Source organism: Kosakonia sp. SOY2 (assembly GCF_027109175.1).
Taxonomy (GTDB): Bacteria; Pseudomonadota; Gammaproteobacteria; order Enterobacterales; family Enterobacteriaceae; genus Kosakonia.
Map to the genome: position 1 here is coordinate 670,525 of NZ_JAPVXH010000001.1, position 19,627 is coordinate 690,151.

Here is a 19,627-nt window from a genome sequence, read left to right on the forward strand (position 1 = left end):
GACAATTCAGTGATTTCGTCAAACAACCGTTACATGGGCTGTATTTATTTCTTTACGACAACCTTCTTTCGGACACCAGCGAAGAAAAATTGCCAGATTTGCCTACTTCATCAGGAAGACGTTTTTACGCGGCAATCCGGCGTAACCTAAAAAATATTCTTAACCCTCAACATATTGAGGGCGGGCAATGCCGGGTAATAATCCCTTTACAACGCGATGGTCGCGCAGCGGAAACCTGCTTGGTCATGGTCACTGACAAATTCACTGGTTTGGGGGCCAGAGATAGCATTGCCAGAATCTCGCCAGCAAAAGGATAGGGGGACGAGGGAAATCCGTCCGATCATTGACCCGGCCTTTGTTCAAGGCTTGCCGAAAGAAGAGTGGATTATTGACAACGTCGACTGGCTGACCGGGTTGTTTTTGAAAACGGCATCCTGCGGGAAACGGCAAATTATCGCTACTTTAAATCTACCGTGAATAAGCAGGACTGGCGCTGCACCAGCGGTGCCGGATGCATGTAAACCTGTTTTAGCGCAACATCCACAGTAAATGTTGAGTTTATGATGCATCTTTTTCGGGGAGGAGCTATGACATCCATTCACGGTCATGAAGTGTTGAATATGATGATTGAAACAGGCGAGCGCTATTCAAACGAGAGTCTGACGGCAGCAATTATTCAGCGGTTTGGCGAAACGGCGCGTTTTCATACCTGCTCAGCGGAAGGAATGACGGCGGCTGAACTGGTCGCATTTCTGGCATCACGCGGAAAGTTTATTCCGGCGGAAGAGGGATTTTCTACTCACGAAAGTAAAATCTGCAGGCATTAATAAAAAAGGCGGTAAAGAATATTCTTTACCGCCGGTAATATTAGTTTTGTGTGTCCAGCGTCGCCAGTTCTTTATCGATGAAATAAAGACCTTCGCCGCTTTTACCTGCCAGTGTTAATTTATCAATCACTGATTTGAACAGTTTTTCTTCTTCATGCTGCTCCGCCACATACCATTGCAGGAAATTAAATGTTGGATAATCCTGAGTGGTCATCGCAACATGTGCCAGCTCGTTAATTTTCTGCGTGATCAGTTGTTCATGCTCGTACGTTGCGCGAAACAGAACATCGAGTGAAGCATACTCAGCAACCGGCGATTCAATGGCATTGATACGTGGCAGGCTGCCGGTATCAGTCAGGTAATCAAACAGGCGCTGCATATGCGTCATCTCTTCCTGCGCGTGGCGGCGCAGGAACGCGGCCGCACCCTCAAAACTATGGTAGCTGCACCATGCGCTCATCTGCTGATAGAGCAGGGAAGAAAACAGTTCCAGATTCATTTGTTCATTTAATTTTTCGATCATCTCTGCTTTTAACATGGCGCGGCTCCATAAATATAATTATCAGGCGAAAGGAGCGCTCACTATAATTTGTTATTTAATTATTTGCAAAAGGTAAAATAAAAAATAAATGCATTAAGAAGATAATGAGAATAACACGCATTGCCGGCAATTAATTAAATGAATGAGAATTGTTTTTATTTTTAATAAAAAGATAAGCCAGTAGAATTATACTGGCTTAAGAATTTACCAGGTCGGTTTGGTTTGTGTAAAAGCCACACCACGGCACTGGTACTGAATAGTTACTTTCGTATTCATACAGACCGAGCCGCTAATCAGGCTACAGGTTTGCACCGGCTGACCGTAAGGCACTGCGGTGGCATACCCCATCTGTTGGCACTGTTTATTAGCAGTCCCCTGTGCGGTGTAGGTGTCGTATTTTGCAGTTTGCATCATCGACTGGTTATAGCTCAGGCGTACCAGACCGCTAATGGTATCCACGCTACTGACTTCCGCTTCTTTCGTCATCGTGCAACCCGCGAGCAGGAGCAGCGAGGCGGCTACAACTATTCTCTTCATGAAATCACTCTGTTTCATTTTGGCATGATCTCATCTTATCGCGTTGATTTGCAGGCAATCGACAGAATAACCCGCCGAACAGCCTCTACTAATCGCGACGGCAATGCGCGAAGAGCAAAAACTGTGAGCCTGCTTCTGATTTTTAAAACCATTTTTCATTAAATTTGAAAGTATGTTTGTCAGGTAGTAAGGTTTACCCAACCTTTGCTATCTGAAGCATGTTACAGGAGATCAAAAATGAAAATTGCACTGATGATGGAAAACAGCCAGGCGGCGAAAAACGCCATCATCCTCAAAGAGCTGAAGACGGTTGCCGATGAGAAAGATTTCCCGGTATTTAACGTCGGGATGAGCGATGAGAACGACCACCATCTGACCTATATCCACCTTGGTATTATGGCCAGTATTTTGTTGAATGCCAAAGCAGTGGATTTCGTAGTAACCGGCTGTGGCACAGGCCAGGGCGCGCTGATGTCACTGAATATTCACCCGGGTGTGGTGTGCGGTTACTGTATCGATCCGGCGGATGCTTTCCTGTTCGCACAGATCAACAACGGTAACGCACTGGCACTGCCGTTCGCCAAAGGTTTTGGCTGGGGCGCAGAACTGAACGTGCGCTTTATCTTTGAGAAAGCTTTTACTGGTCGTAAAGGGGAAGGTTACCCGCCGGAGCGCAAAGAACCGCAGGTGCGCAACGCGGGAATTCTGAACCAGGTGAAAGCGGCGGTGGTAAAAGAGAACTATCTCGATACGCTGCGCGCTATCGACCGTGAGCTGGTGAAAACCGCCGTTTCTGGTGAACGCTTCCAGAAATGTTTCTTTGAAAACTGCCAGAATAAAGAGATTGAAGCCTTCGTTCGCGAAGTCCTCGCCTGATAATAAAAAGCCGCAACAGATGTTGCGGCTTTTATCTTTTTCCTTTCCTGCATCAGGCTTTCTGTTTACGTGACACGGCGCTACCCGCATCCTTTGTTAGCCGCAGGGTATCAATCATGCCCACCAGACAAATCAGCGCAATAAACACAAACGCCAACCGAAAGCTGATCCCCTCAATGGCGGTTATTTGTAACCACGTACTGACATGCTCACCAATGCGAATACCAATCGCCCCCAGTGTAATGCCTAAGCCCACCGCCAATTGTGTCGCCGTGCTGAATAACGTGTTGGCATAACTCATTTGCGGCGACGGTACATCGGCAAATGCCAGCGTACTGACGCCGGTGAACTGCACCGAACGGAACACGCCGCCGAGATAGAGGATCACAAATGTCAGCCACTCCGGAGTATGCGCAGTCAGTAATGCGCAGGCCAGCAGCGCCAGCACATTGAGCGCGCCATTGATTAACAGTAGCTTTTTGAAACCCAGCCAGCGGATAAGCGGTGTAGTGGCAGGCTTGATGGAAAGATTACCGGCAAACACCGCCAGCACTAACAACCCGGCGTGGAACGGATCCATGCCGAATCCGACCTGAAACAGCAGCGGCAACAGAAATGGCACGGCGCTAATGGAGGCGCGAAACAGTGAACCGCCATACATGGTTACGCGAAATGTCGGCACTTTCATGGCGTCGAGGCGGATCATCGGCCATTTTGCGCGCTGAAAATGGCGCAGGGTAACAGCAAGTGTTAACGCGCCGAGTGCCAGCAAACCCAACGTTAGCGTACCTTGCGGATGTTCAGAACCTAACGCCTCCATAGCGTACACCAGGCTGACCATCGCCACAGAAGTGGCAATAAAACCCGGCAAGTCGAATGGACGGCGCTCCTCCTCGCGGATATTGGGGATAATGCGTAACGCCAGCGCAATCGCCAGTAGGCCCAGCGGCACATTAATAAAGAAGATCCAGCGCCAGTTGGCATAGTGGGTAATAAAACCACCGAGCGGCGGGCCAATAATAGGCGCGACCAAGGCGGGCCAGGTCAGCGTGGCGATAGCGGTAATGAGCTGGTGTTTCGGCGTGGTGCGCAACACCGCAAGACGGCCGACCGGCACCATTAACGCACCGCCGGTGCCTTGTAAAATTCGCATCGAAACAAACATCTCAACGCTGGTCGAAAGCCCGCAAAGCACCGAGGCGAGGGTAAAGATCGCCAGTGCCAGTGAGAAAACATTGCGCGCACCAAAGCGGTCAGCAATCCAGCCACTGGCGGGGATCAGCACTGCAAGTGTGATCAAATAGGCACTGATGCCAATATTGAGCGAGACGGCTTCCACCCCGAAGGTTTTCGCCATATCTGGCAACGCCGTGGCGATCACTGTGCCGTCTATAAACTCCATAAAGAAAGCGCCGGCTACCAGTAGCGCAGCGGGAGAAAGACCTCCTGTCTTTCGCGAAAGGGTGCTTTCACTCATTGTTGGGATGCCATTTGCAAAAATAATTGAAGATGCTAAAAATTTTTTTAGCGTGCTAACCGCAGGATTTATAATTGAATTTTTAACAAAGTTACTGCACTTTTGATTTTTGAAACGTGATTTCCATCACATTGAACTTGCTTTTTGTGATGCAGGTCATATTATATGCGCATTGAGACGTAACACCTGCATAACACATCGCCGGAGTAACAAATGAAACTGCGTAAAATCCTGAAGCATATGTTTGAAACCTATTGCAAAACTTTCAAAGACGTACCGCCAGGCGCTATGTTCTGATGATAAAAAAACCTGCTGCGAGCAGGTTTTTTTATGCCCGCCATTCGACGGCAGAAGGGGACAAAACTACTCTTGCCAGGCATTTCCCGCTACTATGACGCCCTTTAGTAAAGGAGCCTCATATGTCGCAAAATCTTTCTGCTGACCAGGAACTGGTCTCTGATGTCGTCGCCTGCCAGCTGGTCATTAAACAAATCCTTGATGTTATTGACGTCATCGCGCCGGTTGAAGTGCGCGAGAAAATGGCGAACCAGTTAAAAAGCATCGATTTTACTACCCATCCGGCAGCCGCCGATCCGGTGACCCGCCGCGCTATCCAGAAAGCCATTGCGTTGATCGAACTGAAATTCACCCCGCAGGGCGAAGCGCACTGATTTTATTCTTGCTGTGTTACGCCTGTCGGTCTGTGACACAGCGGGGATTTTGAAACGTTGTTTTGATCAACAATAACGCCACTGAATTCAACCAACCTTATCCAAAAGGAGTCGGGAATGAAAAAAGTGGCGGTGTTGTTGGCGCCCGGTTTTGAAGAAGCGGAAGCGATTATCACCATTGATATTCTGCGCCGCTTGCAGATTGAGGTCGAAACGCTGGCCTGTGCGGGATCCCGCGCAGTGGTCAGTTATCACAATATCCCCATGGTGGCAGACAGCACGCTGGCCGAGCGCTCGCAGACGCTGTATGACGCCATCGTGCTGCCCGGCGGTCCGCAGGGCAGTGTCAACCTCGCCGCCAACCCGGCGGTGCTACAATTTATTGAACATCATGACGCGGCGGGCAAATTTATTTGCCCAATTTGTTCGGCCGCCGCGCGCGTGCTGGGGGCAAACGGCTTACTGAAAGGTCGCCGCTATGTTTGCTCCGGTGATTTATATGAAAACGTGCGCGACGGCGAATATGTTGATGCGCCAGTGGTCGAAGATGGCAACCTGATCAGCGGCAAAGGTCTGGGACGGGCTTTTGATTTTGCCTTAACGATAGCCGCGCGCCTGCAAGGGACCGAAATCGCGGCGCGAGATCACGCCGAGCATATCTACTATAGCTGGTGATTTTTCCGCCCGGATGCGTCCTGTATCCGGGCACAAGGATAAGCTGGCTGATGTTATGGATTATCCTGCTTTTACCCTTCTTATTTGTCAGACAAAAACGGCTGATTTTATGTGATAAATCGCTGAATTTATGTACGGAATTACTGTAATTCAGCCGTGTGATGCCGCTCTCCTATGGAGAATCAATTTCCCGCTAAAACTATTTCCAGCACAGAGCTCCAGTGACGTATGGACTCTAATGCCTTGTTTTATGAACTTTTAAAAGACCTGATGAGTTGTTTTCCCTACATAAAAGAATGCTAAAGCTGGAGTTTACCATGCACAAATTCACTAAAGCGTTGGCGGCCATCGGCCTGGCTGCCGTTATGTCACAATCCGCTATCGCTGAAACCATGAAGCTCGGATTTCTGGTTAAACAACCGGAAGAGCCATGGTTCCAGACGGAGTGGAGATTCGCCGACAAGGCAGGCAAAGATTTAGGTTTCGAAGTGATCAAAATCGCCGTCCCCGATGGCGAAAAAACCCTTAACGCCATTGATAGCCTGGCGGCCAGCGGCGCGAAAGGGTTTGTTATCTGTACTCCCGATCCGAAACTGGGCTCCGCAATTGTAGCCAAAGCGCGCGGTTACGACATGAAAGTCATTACCGTCGATGACCAGTTCGTCAACGCCAAAGGTGAGCCGATGAAATCGGTGCCGTTAGTGATGATGGCGGCGAGTGAAATTGGCGCACGTCAGGGCGATGAGTTGTACAAAGAGATGCAAAAACGCGGCTGGGATGTGAAACAGACCGGCGTGATGGCGATTACGGCTAACGAACTGGATACCGCTCGCCGCCGTACCACTGGCTCCATGGATGCGCTGAAAAAAGCCGGTTTCCCGGAAAAACAGATCTACCAGGTGCCGACAAAATCGAACGATATCCCCGGTGCATTTGATGCCGGTAACTCCCTGCTGGTACAGCATCCGGAAGTGAAACACTGGCTGGTGCTGGGTATGAATGACAACACCGTGCTTGGCGGCGTGCGTGCCACGGAAGGACAGGGCTTTAAAGCGGCTGACGTTATCGGTATCGGCATTAATGGCGTGGATGCGGTGAGCGAGCTGTCCAAAGCGCAGGCGACGGGCTTCTTTGGTTCCCTGCTGCCAAGCCCGGACGTTCACGGCTACAAAACCAGTGAGCTGCTGTACAACTGGGTGACCAAAGGCGTGGAGCCGCCAAAATTCACCGCCGTTACGGATGTGGTGTTGATCACCCGCGATAACTTCAAAGAAGAGCTGGCGAAAAAAGGACTGTAATTCTCTGTTGGTTGCGCTCCCCGCATAAGCGGGGAGCCAGACGTACAATGAACTGTTTTGCGGAGACGTTATGCAACAGTCTACTCCTTACCTCTCGTTTCGCGGCATCGGTAAGACATTCCCCGGTGTGAAAGCGCTCAGCGAGATCAGTTTTGATTGTTATGCCGGGCAGGTTCACGCCTTGATGGGCGAAAACGGCGCCGGTAAATCAACGCTACTTAAAATCCTCAGCGGCAACTACGCGCCGACGACCGGTACGCTGGCAATAAAAGGAGAAGAAGTCTCCTTTGCCGATACCACCGCCGCGCTCAACGCCGGGGTGGCCATTATTTACCAGGAGCTGCATCTGGTGCCGGAAATGACCGTCGCCGAGAACATCTATCTGGGCCAGTTGCCGCATAAAAGCGGCATTGTGAACCGCTCCCTGCTCAACTATGAAGCGGGTTTGCAGCTTCAGCATCTGGGGCTGGATATCGACCCACAAACGCCGCTGAAATACCTCTCCATCGGCCAGTGGCAGATGGTGGAAATTGCCAAGGCGCTGGCGCGTAACGCCAAAATTATCGCCTTCGATGAGCCAACCAGTTCCCTTTCTGCGCGTGAGATCGACAACCTGTTTCGCGTGATCCGCGAGCTGCGTAAAGAGGGGCGTGTCATCCTTTATGTCTCGCATCGCATGGAGGAGATATTTGCCCTGAGCGACGCCATCACTGTGTTTAAAGATGGCCGCTATGTGCGCACCTTTACCGATATGCAGCAGGTCAATCATGACCAGCTCGTACAGGCGATGGTTGGGCGCGAGCTGGGCGATATTTACGGCTGGCAGCCGCGAGAATATGGCGAGCAGCGCCTGCGCCTGGAGCAGGTGAAAGCGCCGGGCGTACGCACGCCGATTAGTCTGAGTGTGCGCAGCGGAGAAATCGTCGGCCTGTTTGGGCTGGTCGGTGCCGGGCGCAGCGAATTGATGAAAGGGCTGTTTGGCGGAACGCAGATCACCGAAGGGCAGGTGTTTATTGACGGCGAGCAGGTCAATATTCACAAACCTGCTCACGCCATCCGTGCCGGCATGATGTTGTGCCCGGAGGATCGCAAAGCCGAAGGCATTATTCCGGTGCACTCGGTACAGGAGAACATCAATATCAGCGCCCGGCGCAAATACATTCGCGCAGGGTGTCTCATCAACAGTGGCTGGGAGAGCGAAAACGCCGAGCACCATATTCGCTCGCTCAATATCAAAACCCCGAGTGCGGATCAGCTGATTATGAATCTGTCTGGTGGCAACCAGCAGAAAGCCATTCTTGGCCGCTGGTTGTCGGAAGAGATGAAGGTGATCCTGCTTGATGAGCCTACGCGTGGGATTGACGTCGGGGCGAAACATGAAATTTACAACGTGATTTATGCGCTGGCGGCACGTGGCGTGGCGGTGCTGTTTGCTTCCAGTGATTTGCCGGAAGTCCTCGGCGTCGCCGACCGTATTGTGGTCATGCGGGAAGGCGAAATAGCCGGTGAGTTGTTACACGGTCAGGGCGATGAACAGCAGGCGCTGAGCCTTGCGATGCCGAAAGTGAGTCAGGCTGTCGCCTGAGTGAGGAGAATACGATGTCATCTTTAACTACGTCCCGCGCGCCGAAGTCGGCGTTCAGCTTCGGGCGCATCTGGGATCAGTTCGGCATGCTGGTGGTGTTCGCCGTACTGTTCATTGGTTGCGCTGTTTTCGTGCCGAACTTTGCCTCTTTCGTCAATATGAAAGGGCTGGGGCTGGCGATTTCCATGTCCGGCATGGTGGCCTGCGGCATGCTTTTTTGCCTGGCCTCCGGTGATTTCGACCTTTCCGTCGCGTCTGTGATTGCCTGCGCCGGGGTGACCACGGCGGTGGTGATCAACCTAAGCGAAAGCCTGTGGATTGGGGTATTTGCCGGGTTGCTGCTCGGTGTGGTGAGCGGCTTTATTAACGGCTTTGTCATCGCACGTTTGAAAATCAACGCCCTGATAACCACACTTGCGACAATGCAGATTGTGCGTGGTTTGGCCTATATCATCTCTGATGGTAAAGCGGTTGGGATCGAAGATGAGCGCTTCTTTACGCTCGGTTATGCGAACTGGCTTGGCCTGCCTGCGCCCATCTGGCTGACGGTCGGCTGCCTGATTATTTTTGGTTTCCTGCTTAATAAAACCACCTTTGGTCGCAACACGCTGGCGATTGGTGGTAACGAAGAGGCGGCGCGGCTGGCGGGTGTGCCGGTAGTCAGAACCAAGATTATTATCTTTGTGCTCTCAGGCCTTGTGTCAGCGGCGGCGGGGATTATTCTTGCTTCACGTATGACCAGCGGACAGCCAATGACCTCGATCGGTTATGAGCTGATTGTCATTTCAGCCTGCGTGCTGGGTGGCGTATCGCTGAAAGGTGGCATCGGTAAAATTTCCTACGTTGTGGCCGGGATTTTGATTCTGGGGACCGTGGAAAATGCCATGAACCTGCTGAATATCTCTCCCTTCTCGCAATACGTTGTGCGCGGCTTGATCCTGCTGGCGGCGGTGATTTTCGACCGCTACAAACAAAAGGCCAAACGCACGGTTTGATGCTTTTTGCTTAAATTTTGCACACAACCTTATAGTGTAACTCCAGACCTTACCAGCCGCTAATCCGGCTGGTAAGTCATGTTTAAAATGGCGAGCAGCGTCACACTGTCTATACTTACATGGCTAATGATAATGAGACGTTAATGAAAAACGGCTCTCATCTGACACTGTAAGGAGGAAACCAGGGTGGAAGACGCACTAGCTATACCGCCTCTCATTTCCGGAAATTTTGCCTTTTTTTTCGATTTGGATGGCACCCTTGCGGATATCAAACCGCACCCGGATGATGTTTTTATCCCTGAAGATGTGCTGACCAGACTTTCATTGCTTGCTGAGCTAAATGACAGGGCGTTGGCATTGATTTCAGGGCGTTCAATTGCTGAGCTGGAACAGCTCGCCAAACCGTATCGTTTCCCGCTGGCCGGGGTACATGGGGCGGAGCGCCGCGATATCAATGGTCGAACCGAACGAATGACCTTACCGGAAGCGGTTTTGCAGCCGCTGGAACGTGAATTACGGCATGGCATTGCGCCGTTAACCGGCGTTGAACTTGAAACTAAAGGGATGGCATTTGCACTGCATTATCGCCAGGCACCGCAGCATGAAGAGACGGTCTTTGCCCTGGCAAAAACACTCATCGCGCACTACCCGCAGCTGGCAATGCAGCCGGGAAAATGTGTGGTCGAGCTGAAACCCTCTGGCATTCATAAAGGCGCCGCTATTGACGCGTTTATGCAAACGCCACCCTTTCTCGGCAAGAAACCGGTGTTTCTTGGCGACGATCTGACTGACGAACATGGATTTAAAGCCGTTAACAAACTTGGCGGCATATCGATAAAAGTCGGCCCGGGCGCAACACAGGCAATGTGGCGTCTGGCTGGCGTGAATGATGTCTATAAATGGCTTGAACAACTTGTCGACCATCAACAACAAGAACAACGGGCGCTAACAAACAGGAGAGATGGCTATGAGTCGCTTAGTCGTAGTATCTAATCGTATTGCTCCGCCTGACGATAGAAAATCCAGCGCTGGCGGGCTGGCTGTAGGGATCCTTGGGGCGCTAAAAGCGACCGGTGGGCTGTGGTTTGGCTGGAGCGGGGAGATCGGTGACGAGGATCAACCGCTAAAAAAGGTCACGAAAGGGAATATTACCTGGGCCTCTTTTAACCTCAGCGAAGATCATTACGAGCAGTATTATTCGCAATTTTCCAACGCGGTGCTGTGGCCCGCTTTCCACTATCGTCTGGATTTGGTTAAGTTCCAGCGCGAGGCGTGGGAAGGCTACCAGGATGTCAACGCGCTACTGGCTGACAAGCTGCTGCCGCTGATTAAAGACGACGACATTCTGTGGATCCATGATTACCACCTGTTGCCGTTCGCCAGCGAGCTGCGTAAGCGCGGCGTCAACAACCAGATCGGCTTCTTCCTGCATATTCCGTTCCCGACCCCGGAAATTTTCAACGCCTTGCCACCGCATGCCGAGTTGCTTGAGCAGCTGTGTGATTATGACCTGCTGGGCTTCCAGACCGAAAGCGATCGCCTGGCTTTCCTCGACAGCTTGTCGATGCAAACAAGGCTTACCACGCGTGGTGGTAAAGAGCATGTTGCCTGGGGCAAAAACTTCCGCACCGAAGTCTATCCCATCGGTATTGAGCCGCAAGAAATCGCGCAACAAGCCGCAGGGCCGCTGCCGCCCAAACTTGCACAACTGAAAAATGAACTGAAGAATGTGAAAAACATCTTCTCGGTAGAGCGTCTGGATTATTCCAAAGGCTTGCCGGAACGCTTCCTGGCGTATGAAACGCTGCTGGAGAAGTTCCCTCAGCACCACGGTAAGATCCGTTATACGCAGATAGCGCCCACCTCGCGTGGCGAAGTGCAGGCCTATCAGGATATTCGTCATCAACTGGAAACCGAAGCCGGGCGCATCAACGGGAAATACGGTCAGCTTGGCTGGACGCCGCTCTATTACCTCAATCAGCATTTTGATCGCAAAGTGTTGATGAAGGTATTCCGCTATGCGGAAGTCGGGCTGGTGACGCCGCTGCGTGACGGGATGAACCTGGTGGCGAAAGAGTATGTGGCGGCTCAGGATCCTGAAAATCCGGGGGTGTTAATTCTTTCGCAGTTTGCCGGTGCGGCGAACGAGCTGACGTCGGCGCTGATCGTTAACCCTTACGATCGTGATGATGTCGCGGCGGCGATGGACAAGGCATTAAGGATGCCGCTGGCGGAGCGTATTTCGCGTCATGCGGAGATGCTCAAAGTCATCAAGGAGAATGATATCCATCACTGGCAGCAGAGGTTTATCAGCGATTTAAAGCGCATCACGCCACGTAGCGCACAAAGCCAGCTACAAAGCAAAGTGGCGACCTTCCAGAAGCTAGCCTGAGGTAACAACGCTCCCGCTTATGCGGGGGCGTTCTACGCGCTTAACGGTACTAACAGCACATCAACTTCACTGGCCTGGACAATGCTTTTCGCCGAGCAGACGGCGCGCGAGAAGAACGTCTGATTGTGATTACCACACACCACTAAATCGACATCCTGGGTGCGACAAGTATGCAGAATGTGCTTGCTCAGCTCGCCGGAGGCAATTAGCGCCTGTTCGATAGGATAATTCGCGTTGCGCACCAGCTCATCCAGAAACTGCTGCGTCTCTTCCTGCAACACCTCACGGACGTTTTCCATCATCGGGGCTGCAAGCTGGTTATACAGTTCCGGGTCAGCGGCTAAGGTAATCAGTGTGATACGGGCACCGGAAGGGCGGGCAATATCGACCGCTTTTGCCAGCAATTGTTGGCTTTCTGGCGTAACGGCTACGGCGACCAAAAGATGTGCATAAGCCATTTTTACTCCCCGATTGAATCAAATTTTTCTCACCATTACTCCGATTCTTAAACCAGCGCAACCTGTGAATATGGCAGGGATGTGAAGGTTATCATAAATATTCATTAATTATTCTTACGTAACGGTATGGTCGCGCTTTAATCACCTTAACCGATTTTAAAAGCTTAACTAAAATTAAGAGAATTTAAGATCGAATTGTTAAATTATCAATCATAAAGATTAACAAAAATGCAATGGTTACTTCGGGTGATTAATTAAGATCGCTTAAAACATAATGTATTGTTTTATATAACTTTTTATTTTTGTTTCTTAAGTAGACACATATTGTCAAATGTAAATAGGGCAGCATCCTAATCCTCCGACCAGTTAGCGTGGGTAAGAGACCGTTTTGCATGCCTATTCGGACAATTGGAATAGAAAAGGGGGCTGATCGCGCAAAAAAACATCAATTCACAAGCGAGACTGATAGATTTCTTGTCCATATTCACGTAAATTATGTGACGTGGATCACAAAAATTTCAAATTTCCGCACTGGTCAGATTGTATGTGGCAGCACCTACGAGTACAGTTGCGTCGAATTAGGAAAAATCTTAGTTCTTTGTAAGAAATGATTAAGAACGTTGTAAGGCAATTAACATTTGAGCGAAGCGCCTTATCGCAAGATCCTAGTCAGTTATGCATTTAGCCTTTCTTTTTTATACCGGGTTTTTTCCCGGCGACATCACGGGGTGCGGCTTAGCCGCATAAGATACAAGTTGGTTATTCGGGATGGGAAAAATGCATACATCCGAGTTGCTGAAACATGTTTATGACATTAATTTGTCGTATTTACTTCTTGCTCAGCGTTTGATCAGCCAGGACAAAGCGTCCGCCATGTTCCGTCTTGGTATTAATGAAGAGATGGCGACCACACTGGTTGAGTTAACCCTTCCGCAAATGGTGAAGTTGGCTGAAACCAATCAGCTGATTTGCCAGTTCCGTTTTGACAATCATCAGACCATCACTCGTCTGACCCAAGAGTCACGTGTGGACGATTTACAGCAAGTTCACACCGGGATTTTACTTTCAACCCGCCTGCTGAATGAGTCTTCACAGACTGGCGACGCGGCCCGGAAGAAAAGGGCATAACGATGAGCGAAAAAAGCATTGTTCAGGAAGCACGCGATATTCAGTTAGCAATGGAACTGATTACGCTGGGTGCGCGTTTACAAATGTTGGAGAGTGAGACGCAGCTTAGCCGCGGTCGTCTTATCAAACTCTACAAAGAGTTGCGTGGTAGCCCGCCGCCAAAAGGTATGCTGCCATTCTCCACCGACTGGTTTATGACCTGGGAACAAAACATCCACGCGTCTATGTTCTGTAACGCATGGCAATTTTTGTTAAAAACAGGCCTTTGCAGCGGCGTTGACGCAGTCATCAAAGCATACCGACTTTACCTCGAACAATGCCCTCATGCTGAGGAAGGACCGCTGCTGGCGCTGACCCGCGCCTGGACGCTGGTTCGTTTCGTGGAAAGCGGAATGCTGGAGTTGTCTCGCTGCAATTGCTGTGGTGGTAATTTTATTACTCACGCGCATCAGCCTGTTGGTAGCTTTGCCTGTAGTTTATGCCAGCCGCCGTCCCGCGCGGTAAAAAGACGTAAACTTTCCCAGGATGCTGCCGATATTATTCCACAACTGCTGGATGAACAGATCGATCAGGCTGTTTAACCGAATACAGGTGGAAACACTCCAGCAGCGGTGCAGTTATGCCGCTGCTTTTTTTTTACCTGCTACTCGCGTTAACCCTTTGAAATGTTTATCCCGAGCCTTAGTCATTAGCAGAAGGATGATGTCGTGCTTATCGTATTAGGTTACCTGGTTGTTCTTGGTGCAGTCTTTGGCGGTTATATGATGACCGGCGGAGAACTTGGGGCACTTTATCAACCGTCTGAACTGATCATCATCGGGGGCGCGGGGGTAGGTGCATTCATCGTTGGCAACAACGGTAAAGCCATCAAAGGAACGCTGAAAGCGATGCCTTTGCTGTTTCGCCGTTCGAAGTACACCAAAAGTATGTATATGGACTTGCTGGCGCTGCTGTATCGCCTGATGGCGAAATCACGTCAGCAAGGGATGTTCTCGCTGGAACGGGATATTGAAAACCCGAAAGAGAGCGAGATTTTCGCCAGCTACCCGCGCATTCTCGCGGATGCGACGATGCTTGAATTTATCGTGGATTATCTGCGACTTATCATCAGCGGCAATATGAATACCTTCGAAATTGAAGCGCTGATGGACGAAGAGATTGAGACCCATGAAAGCGAAGCCGAAGTCCCGGCGAACGCGCTGGCGATGGTCGGTGACTCACTTCCGGCGTTCGGTATCGTGGCGGCGGTAATGGGTGTAGTACATGCGCTGGCCTCGGCGGATCGTCCGGCGGCGGAGTTGGGTGCGCTGATTGCGCATGCGATGGTGGGAACTTTCCTCGGTATTTTGTTGGCATACGGTTTTATCTCTCCGCTGGCAAGCGTACTTCGCCAGAAGAGTGCGGAAACCGCCAAAATGATGCAGTGCGTGAAGATAACCCTGCTGTCGAACCTGAACGGTTATGCGCCGCCGATCGCGGTTGAGTTTGGTCGTAAAACACTTTACTCCAGCGAGCGCCCGTCGTTTATCGAACTGGACGAACATGTTCGTGCGGTCAGAAACCCTAACCAACAGACGACGACTGAGGACGCATGAAAAACCAGTCCCATCCGATCGTCGTAGTTAGACGAAAAAAACATAAAGGCCACGGTGGCGGCGGACACGGCTCCTGGAAAATTGCCTATGCCGACTTTATGACGGCGATGATGGCGTTTTTCCTGGTGATGTGGCTTATCTCCATCTCCAGCCCGAAAGAGCTTATCCAGATTGCGGAGTATTTCCGCACGCCGCTGGCAACTGCGGTCACGGGTGGGCCGAGAATTTCGAACAGCGACAGCCCGATTCCGGGCGGTGGCGATGACTACACACAGCAACAGGGCGAAGTACAAAAACAGCCCAATATTGACGACCTGAAAAAACGCATGGAGCAGTCGCGTTTGAGTAAATTGCGCGGCGATCTGGACCAGTTAATTGAAGCCGATCCCAAACTGCGCGCATTGCGTCCGCATTTGAAAATCGACCTGGTACAGGAAGGGTTGCGTATACAGATTATCGATAGCCAGAACCGGCCGATGTTTAAAACCGGCAGCGCGGAAGTCGAACCTTATATGCGCGATATTTTACGGGCGATTGCGCCAGTACTGAATGGGATCCCGAACAAAGTGAGCCTCTCCGGTCACACCGACGATGCCCCTTACGCTAACGGCGATAAAGGGTACAGCAACTGGGAGCTTTCCGCCGATCGCGCTAACGCGTCGCGCCGTGAGCTGGTTGCCGGTGGCCTGGATGATGGCAAAGTGATGCGCGTTGTTGGCATGGCGGCAACCATGCGCCTGGTCAACCGCGGCCCGGATGAAGCAATCAACCGCCGAATTAGTCTTTTGGTGCTGAATAAACAAGCAGAAGCGGCCATTCTGCATGAGAACGCCGAAAGTCAGAGTGCGCCAATAAGCGCGATTACACAGCCAGAGCCAGCGGCAGCGGCAGCACCCGCGCCAGCAGCCTCGTCTCCGGCAGCAGTTCCTACGTCGCCACAAGCCAATCCGAGGTGATAGCGTGAGCATGGATATTAGTGATTTTTACCAAACATTCTTTGATGAGGCCGACGAACTGTTGGCCGATATGGAACAACATTTATTGGACCTGGTGCCGGAAGCGCCGGATTCAGAACAGCTCAACGCCATCTTCCGTGCTGCTCACTCTATTAAAGGCGGTGCGGGTACATTTGGCTTTACCATCTTGCAGGAAACAACTCACCTGATGGAGAACCTGCTTGATGAGGCTCGGCGTGGCGAGATGCAGCTCAACACCGACATTATCAACCTGTTTTTGGAAACCAAAGATATTATGCAGGAACAGCTCGATGCCTATAAAAGCTCGTCAGAGCCAGATGCCGCAAGCTTCGAATACATCTGCAATGCCCTGCGCCAGCTGGCGCTGGAGGCAAAAGGAGAGGTCGTTCCTGCCGCTGCGAATGGTGCAAAACTCTCGGTTGTAGAGACCGCACTGGCATCTGATGCGACAGCGCCCGCCGCTGAAAACGACGGTAAATTACGAATCGTTCTTTCTCGCCTGAAAGAGAATGAAGTTGACTTACTCGAAGAGGAGTTGGGCAACCTCGGCACGCTGAGCGATGTGGTGAAGGGGAAAGATACCCTGAGCGTGACTATCGACGGTGGCGTGGGCGAAGACGACATTATCGCGGTGCTGTGCTTTGTTATCGAAGCGGATCAAATCGCTTTCGAAAAAGCGGCACCCGCGCCCGCGGCAGCAGAAACGGTTGTTGAAGCCCCGGCTGAAGTGGCTGAAGCGCCGGCAGCAGCGGCTGTTCCGGCGGTGCAGGCGGCTCCGGCTGCGGCACCTGCGCTGAAAGCGGTAGCGAAAGAGCAACCGGCAGGCCGTGAAAAACCGGCAGCCCGCGCCAGTGAATCGACCAGTATCCGTGTTGCGGTCGAAAAAGTTGACCAGCTTATCAACCTGGTAGGCGAACTGGTTATTACCCAGTCCATGCTGGCACAGCGTTCGAACGAGCTGGACCCGGTGACGCACGGTGATTTGATCACCAGCATGAGCCAGTTGCAACGCAACGCCCGCGACCTGCAGGAATCGGTGATGTCCATCCGTATGATGCCGATGGAATACGTCTTCAGCCGCTTCCCACGCCTGGTTCGCGATCTGGCGAGCAAGCTTGATAAACAAGTGGAACTGACGCTGCAGGGCAGCTCAACTGAACTTGATAAAAGCTTGATCGAACGCATTATTGACCCGTTAACGCACCTGGTGCGTAACAGCCTCGACCACGGTATTGAAACGCCGCAAAAACGTGTGGAAGCAGGGAAGTCGCCTATCGGCAACTTGATCCTTTCGGCGGAACACCAGGGCGGGAACATCTGTATTGAAGTGACCGACGATGGCGCAGGTCTGAACCGTGAACGTATCCTGGCGAAAGCGATTTCGCAGGGGATGGCCGTACACGAGAACATGACCGATGAAGAAGTGGGCATGCTGATTTTCGCGCCGGGCTTCTCCACCGCTGAACAGGTAACTGACGTTTCCGGACGCGGCGTGGGCATGGACGTGGTGAAACGTAACATCCAGGAGATGGGCGGCCACGTTGAAATCAAATCGAAACAGGGCACCGGGACGACCATTCGTATCCTGCTGCCGCTGACGCTGGCGATCCTCGACGGCATGTCAGTAAAAGTGAACAACGAAGTCTTTATCCTGCCGTTGAACGCGGTAATGGAATCGCTGCAACCGCGTGAAGAGGATCTGCATCCGCTGGCCGGTGGTGAGCGCGTGCTGGAAGTGCGCGGCGAATATCTGCCGCTGGTTGAACTGTGGAAAGTCTTTGATGTTATGGGCGCGAAAACCGAGGCTACGCAGGGGATTGTCGTTATTCTGCAAAGCGCGGGTCGTCGCTATGCATTGCTGGTTGATCAACTGATTGGTCAGCATCAAGTGGTGGTGAAAAACCTGGAAAGCAACTATCGCAAAGTGCCGGGCATTTCTGCTGCCACTATCCTTGGGGATGGTAGCGTCGCGCTGATTGTTGACGTATCAGCGTTGCAGGGATTGAATCGTGAACATCGTATGGCGCACACAGCCGCCTGATTTAGTTAAGAAGGTATAAAACATGACCGGTATGAGTAATGTAGCAAAACTGGCGGGCGAGCCATCAGGTCAGGAGTTCCTGGTTTTCACTCTGGGCGATGAAGAATACGGAATCGATATTCTCAAAGTGCAGGAAATTCGTGGCTATGATCAGGTGACCCGAATCGCCAATACCCCCGACTTTATCAAAGGCGTCACCAACCTTCGCGGTGTGATTGTGCCGATTGTCGACCTGCGCGTGAAGTTCAGCCAGGGCGATGTCGAGTATGATGACAACACGGTTGTTATCGTGCTGAATCTCGGTCAGCGCGTGGTGGGGATTGTGGTTGATGGTGTTTCCGACGTCCTGTCGCTGGCATCTGACCAGATCCGCCCGGCACCGGAATTCGCGGTCACGCTGTCGACCGAATACCTGACCGGCCTCGGCGCGCTCGGCGACCGTATGCTGATTCTGGTAAACATTGAGAAACTGCTCAACAGCGAAGAAATGGCGCTGCTGGATATCGCAGCCACGCACGTAGCGTAATAATCACGCCAGTCGCGTAATAATAAAGGTGGATGAAGCTGCTTCATCCGCCTTTATTTTTGTTCTTTTTCTGCCGCTATAATATATATCCTTCATCCCCGCTTAATTTCTATTTCATAAAGTTCTCTTACTTCTCGTTACGGCTGGTCATATATTGTGATGTTTATCACAACTAAAGGTATATATCTTTCGGGAAATTAATGGATTAGCCATTAATTATTGGCTAACTCAATGATTTGAAGGCATAAAACCATCACCTGCTTATTGCTCTCACGCCGTTGCGTTTAAGTGGTTGAAGCGCGCAGCGTAAACTAAATTTCTGTTATTCCTGCTTTAATTGTTTGCGTGTTTTTCTTATTTCGGTGGCTAATTAATTGCGCGGTGAAATAAACAGCACGCGGTATTTTCGGAGGTGGAAACATGAACAGAAAATTACTTTATGTGCTGGCAAGCGGTGTTCTGGTAATGGCCGCGCAAAGCGCGCGTGCTGTCACCAGTAGCGGGACGATTGGCGCGACCCTGACGTTGACTAACGGCTGCCTGATTAATGGCTCGCCAAGCCAGAACGGGATCAACTTTGGTACGCTTGATTTTGGTACGCATCCGGCAACGTTTTCACAGCTCACCACCCAGCTCACCAACGCAAGCGGCGGTAACAGTTTCGGTATTCAATGTACGACAACCGATTACACCGTGCAGGTAACCGGCAACACCAACTCTACCGCGCCGGGCACCGTGGTCGGCACACCGGGAACGCCTGCCCGTTACCTGGTCAATGCGGCCAATACCACGCAAGGCGTTGCCTACAGCCTTTATAGCGATAGCGGCTTCAGCAACGTCATCACCAACAACACCAACATTCCTCGCGCTTCTACGACCGGTGGTGTCGATAACTACACGCTCTATGGGCGGATCTCTGGCGGTGGCAACAGCGTTAGCGTCGTACCGGGTACCTATACCGATACGATCAATGTGAGCGTGACGTACTAAACCTCCCCAGATGATGCCAGGCGGCATGCGCGTTTCCC

Annotated in this window: 21 protein-coding genes; 17 read left to right on the top strand and 4 right to left on the bottom strand. The window is 51.4% G+C overall.

Going from position 1 to position 19,627, the window contains the following annotated elements; genetic code table 11:
* The first annotated feature begins 587 nt into the window (after positions 1-587).
* Positions 588-827 carry a YecH family metal-binding protein gene (locus tag O3S68_RS03140; protein ID WP_097405746.1) on the top strand — a complete coding sequence of 80 codons (240 nt, stop codon included), beginning with the start codon at positions 588-590 and terminating at the stop codon, positions 825-827.
* A gap of 40 nt (positions 828-867) precedes the next feature.
* On the opposite strand, the gene ftnA is transcribed toward O3S68_RS03140, so the two are convergent.
* Together ftnA and yecR are read right to left on the bottom strand one after the other, a co-directional pair.
* Complete coding sequence (gene ftnA / locus O3S68_RS03145) at positions 868-1,365, bottom strand: non-heme ferritin (RefSeq protein WP_020454164.1); 498 nt, start codon at positions 1,363-1,365, stop codon at positions 868-870.
* 207 nt (positions 1,366-1,572) lie between these two features.
* Entirely contained in the window at positions 1,573-1,905 is a 333-nt protein-coding gene (gene yecR, locus O3S68_RS03150; protein WP_044489679.1) for a YecR family lipoprotein, read from the bottom strand.
* 237 nt (positions 1,906-2,142) lie between these two features.
* On the opposite strand from yecR, the gene O3S68_RS03155 reads away from it, so the two are divergent.
* Entirely contained in the window at positions 2,143-2,781 is a 639-nt protein-coding gene (locus O3S68_RS03155) for an RpiB/LacA/LacB family sugar-phosphate isomerase (RefSeq protein ID WP_017458331.1), read from the top strand.
* Between the two features lie 52 nt (positions 2,782-2,833).
* On the opposite strand, the gene O3S68_RS03160 is transcribed toward O3S68_RS03155, so the two are convergent.
* The gene (locus O3S68_RS03160) at positions 2,834-4,258 is read right to left on the bottom strand and encodes an MFS transporter (RefSeq protein ID WP_269230773.1); all 1,425 of its coding nucleotides are present in this window, start codon (positions 4,256-4,258) and stop codon (positions 2,834-2,836) included.
* A 213-nt stretch (positions 4,259-4,471) separates the two neighbouring features.
* Here O3S68_RS03160 and azuC point away from each other — a divergent pair, with 213 nt between their 5' ends.
* From azuC to otsA, 8 genes are all read left to right on the top strand, one after another.
* Complete coding sequence (azuC, locus tag O3S68_RS03165) at positions 4,472-4,555, top strand: stress response protein AzuC (RefSeq protein ID WP_017458329.1); 84 nt, start codon at positions 4,472-4,474, stop codon at positions 4,553-4,555.
* A gap of 122 nt (positions 4,556-4,677) precedes the next feature.
* Complete coding sequence (locus O3S68_RS03170; protein WP_020454160.1) at positions 4,678-4,929, top strand: DUF2766 family protein; 252 nt, start codon at positions 4,678-4,680, stop codon at positions 4,927-4,929.
* 117 nt (positions 4,930-5,046) lie between these two features.
* On the top strand, positions 5,047-5,604 hold the full coding sequence (locus tag O3S68_RS03175) for a DJ-1 family glyoxalase III (RefSeq protein WP_269230774.1): 558 nt from the start codon (positions 5,047-5,049) through the stop codon (positions 5,602-5,604).
* Between the two features lie 317 nt (positions 5,605-5,921).
* Positions 5,922-6,902 carry an arabinose ABC transporter substrate-binding protein gene (locus O3S68_RS03180; protein ID WP_020454158.1) on the top strand — a complete coding sequence of 327 codons (981 nt, stop codon included), beginning with the start codon at positions 5,922-5,924 and terminating at the stop codon, positions 6,900-6,902.
* Positions 6,903-6,972: 70 nt separating this feature from the next.
* The gene (gene araG / locus O3S68_RS03185; protein ID WP_097405749.1) at positions 6,973-8,487 is read left to right on the top strand and encodes an L-arabinose ABC transporter ATP-binding protein AraG; all 1,515 of its coding nucleotides are present in this window, start codon (positions 6,973-6,975) and stop codon (positions 8,485-8,487) included.
* A gap of 14 nt (positions 8,488-8,501) precedes the next feature.
* The gene (gene araH / locus O3S68_RS03190; protein ID WP_017458324.1) at positions 8,502-9,482 is read left to right on the top strand and encodes an L-arabinose ABC transporter permease AraH; all 981 of its coding nucleotides are present in this window, start codon (positions 8,502-8,504) and stop codon (positions 9,480-9,482) included.
* Between the two features lie 186 nt (positions 9,483-9,668).
* Positions 9,669-10,475, top strand: coding sequence for a trehalose-phosphatase (gene otsB / locus O3S68_RS03195; RefSeq protein WP_269230775.1), 807 nt, complete (start codon positions 9,669-9,671; stop codon positions 10,473-10,475).
* Complete coding sequence (gene otsA, locus O3S68_RS03200) at positions 10,450-11,874, top strand: alpha,alpha-trehalose-phosphate synthase (protein WP_020454154.1); 1,425 nt, start codon at positions 10,450-10,452, stop codon at positions 11,872-11,874. The genes otsB and otsA overlap by 26 nt, the downstream gene beginning before the upstream one ends.
* Positions 11,875-11,906: 32 nt before the next feature.
* Here the strand turns inward: otsA and uspC are convergent, their stop codons facing one another.
* Positions 11,907-12,332 carry a universal stress protein UspC gene (uspC, locus tag O3S68_RS03205; protein ID WP_160269654.1) on the bottom strand — a complete coding sequence of 142 codons (426 nt, stop codon included), beginning with the start codon at positions 12,330-12,332 and terminating at the stop codon, positions 11,907-11,909.
* Between the two features lie 777 nt (positions 12,333-13,109).
* Between uspC and flhD the strand changes: the two genes are divergently transcribed.
* The 7 genes from flhD (at position 13,110) to O3S68_RS03240 (ending at position 19,589) form a co-directional block, all read left to right on the top strand.
* Positions 13,110-13,460 carry a flagellar transcriptional regulator FlhD gene (gene flhD, locus O3S68_RS03210; protein ID WP_017458320.1) on the top strand — a complete coding sequence of 117 codons (351 nt, stop codon included), beginning with the start codon at positions 13,110-13,112 and terminating at the stop codon, positions 13,458-13,460.
* A 2-nt stretch (positions 13,461-13,462) separates the two neighbouring features.
* The gene (gene flhC / locus O3S68_RS03215) at positions 13,463-14,041 is read left to right on the top strand and encodes a flagellar transcriptional regulator FlhC (protein ID WP_017458319.1); all 579 of its coding nucleotides are present in this window, start codon (positions 13,463-13,465) and stop codon (positions 14,039-14,041) included.
* 126 nt (positions 14,042-14,167) lie between these two features.
* Positions 14,168-15,055: a flagellar motor stator protein MotA gene (motA, locus tag O3S68_RS03220; RefSeq protein ID WP_017458318.1), complete on the top strand. Its 888-nt coding sequence runs from the start codon at positions 14,168-14,170 to the stop codon at positions 15,053-15,055.
* Positions 15,052-16,011 carry a flagellar motor protein MotB gene (gene motB / locus O3S68_RS03225; RefSeq protein ID WP_017458317.1) on the top strand — a complete coding sequence of 320 codons (960 nt, stop codon included), beginning with the start codon at positions 15,052-15,054 and terminating at the stop codon, positions 16,009-16,011. The genes motA and motB overlap by 4 nt, the downstream gene beginning before the upstream one ends.
* Before the next feature lie 10 nt (positions 16,012-16,021).
* Positions 16,022-18,073 carry a chemotaxis protein CheA gene (cheA, locus tag O3S68_RS03230; RefSeq protein WP_269231649.1) on the top strand — a complete coding sequence of 684 codons (2,052 nt, stop codon included), beginning with the start codon at positions 16,022-16,024 and terminating at the stop codon, positions 18,071-18,073.
* A 22-nt stretch (positions 18,074-18,095) separates the two neighbouring features.
* A complete protein-coding gene (gene cheW / locus O3S68_RS03235; RefSeq protein ID WP_007371553.1) occupies positions 18,096-18,599 on the top strand; it encodes a chemotaxis protein CheW in 504 nt (167 codons plus the stop codon).
* Positions 18,600-19,019: 420 nt separating this feature from the next.
* Positions 19,020-19,589, top strand: a complete 570-nt coding sequence (locus O3S68_RS03240) for a Csu type fimbrial protein (protein ID WP_269230776.1) — start codon at positions 19,020-19,022, stop codon at positions 19,587-19,589.
* Positions 19,590-19,627: the final 38 nt, after the last annotated feature.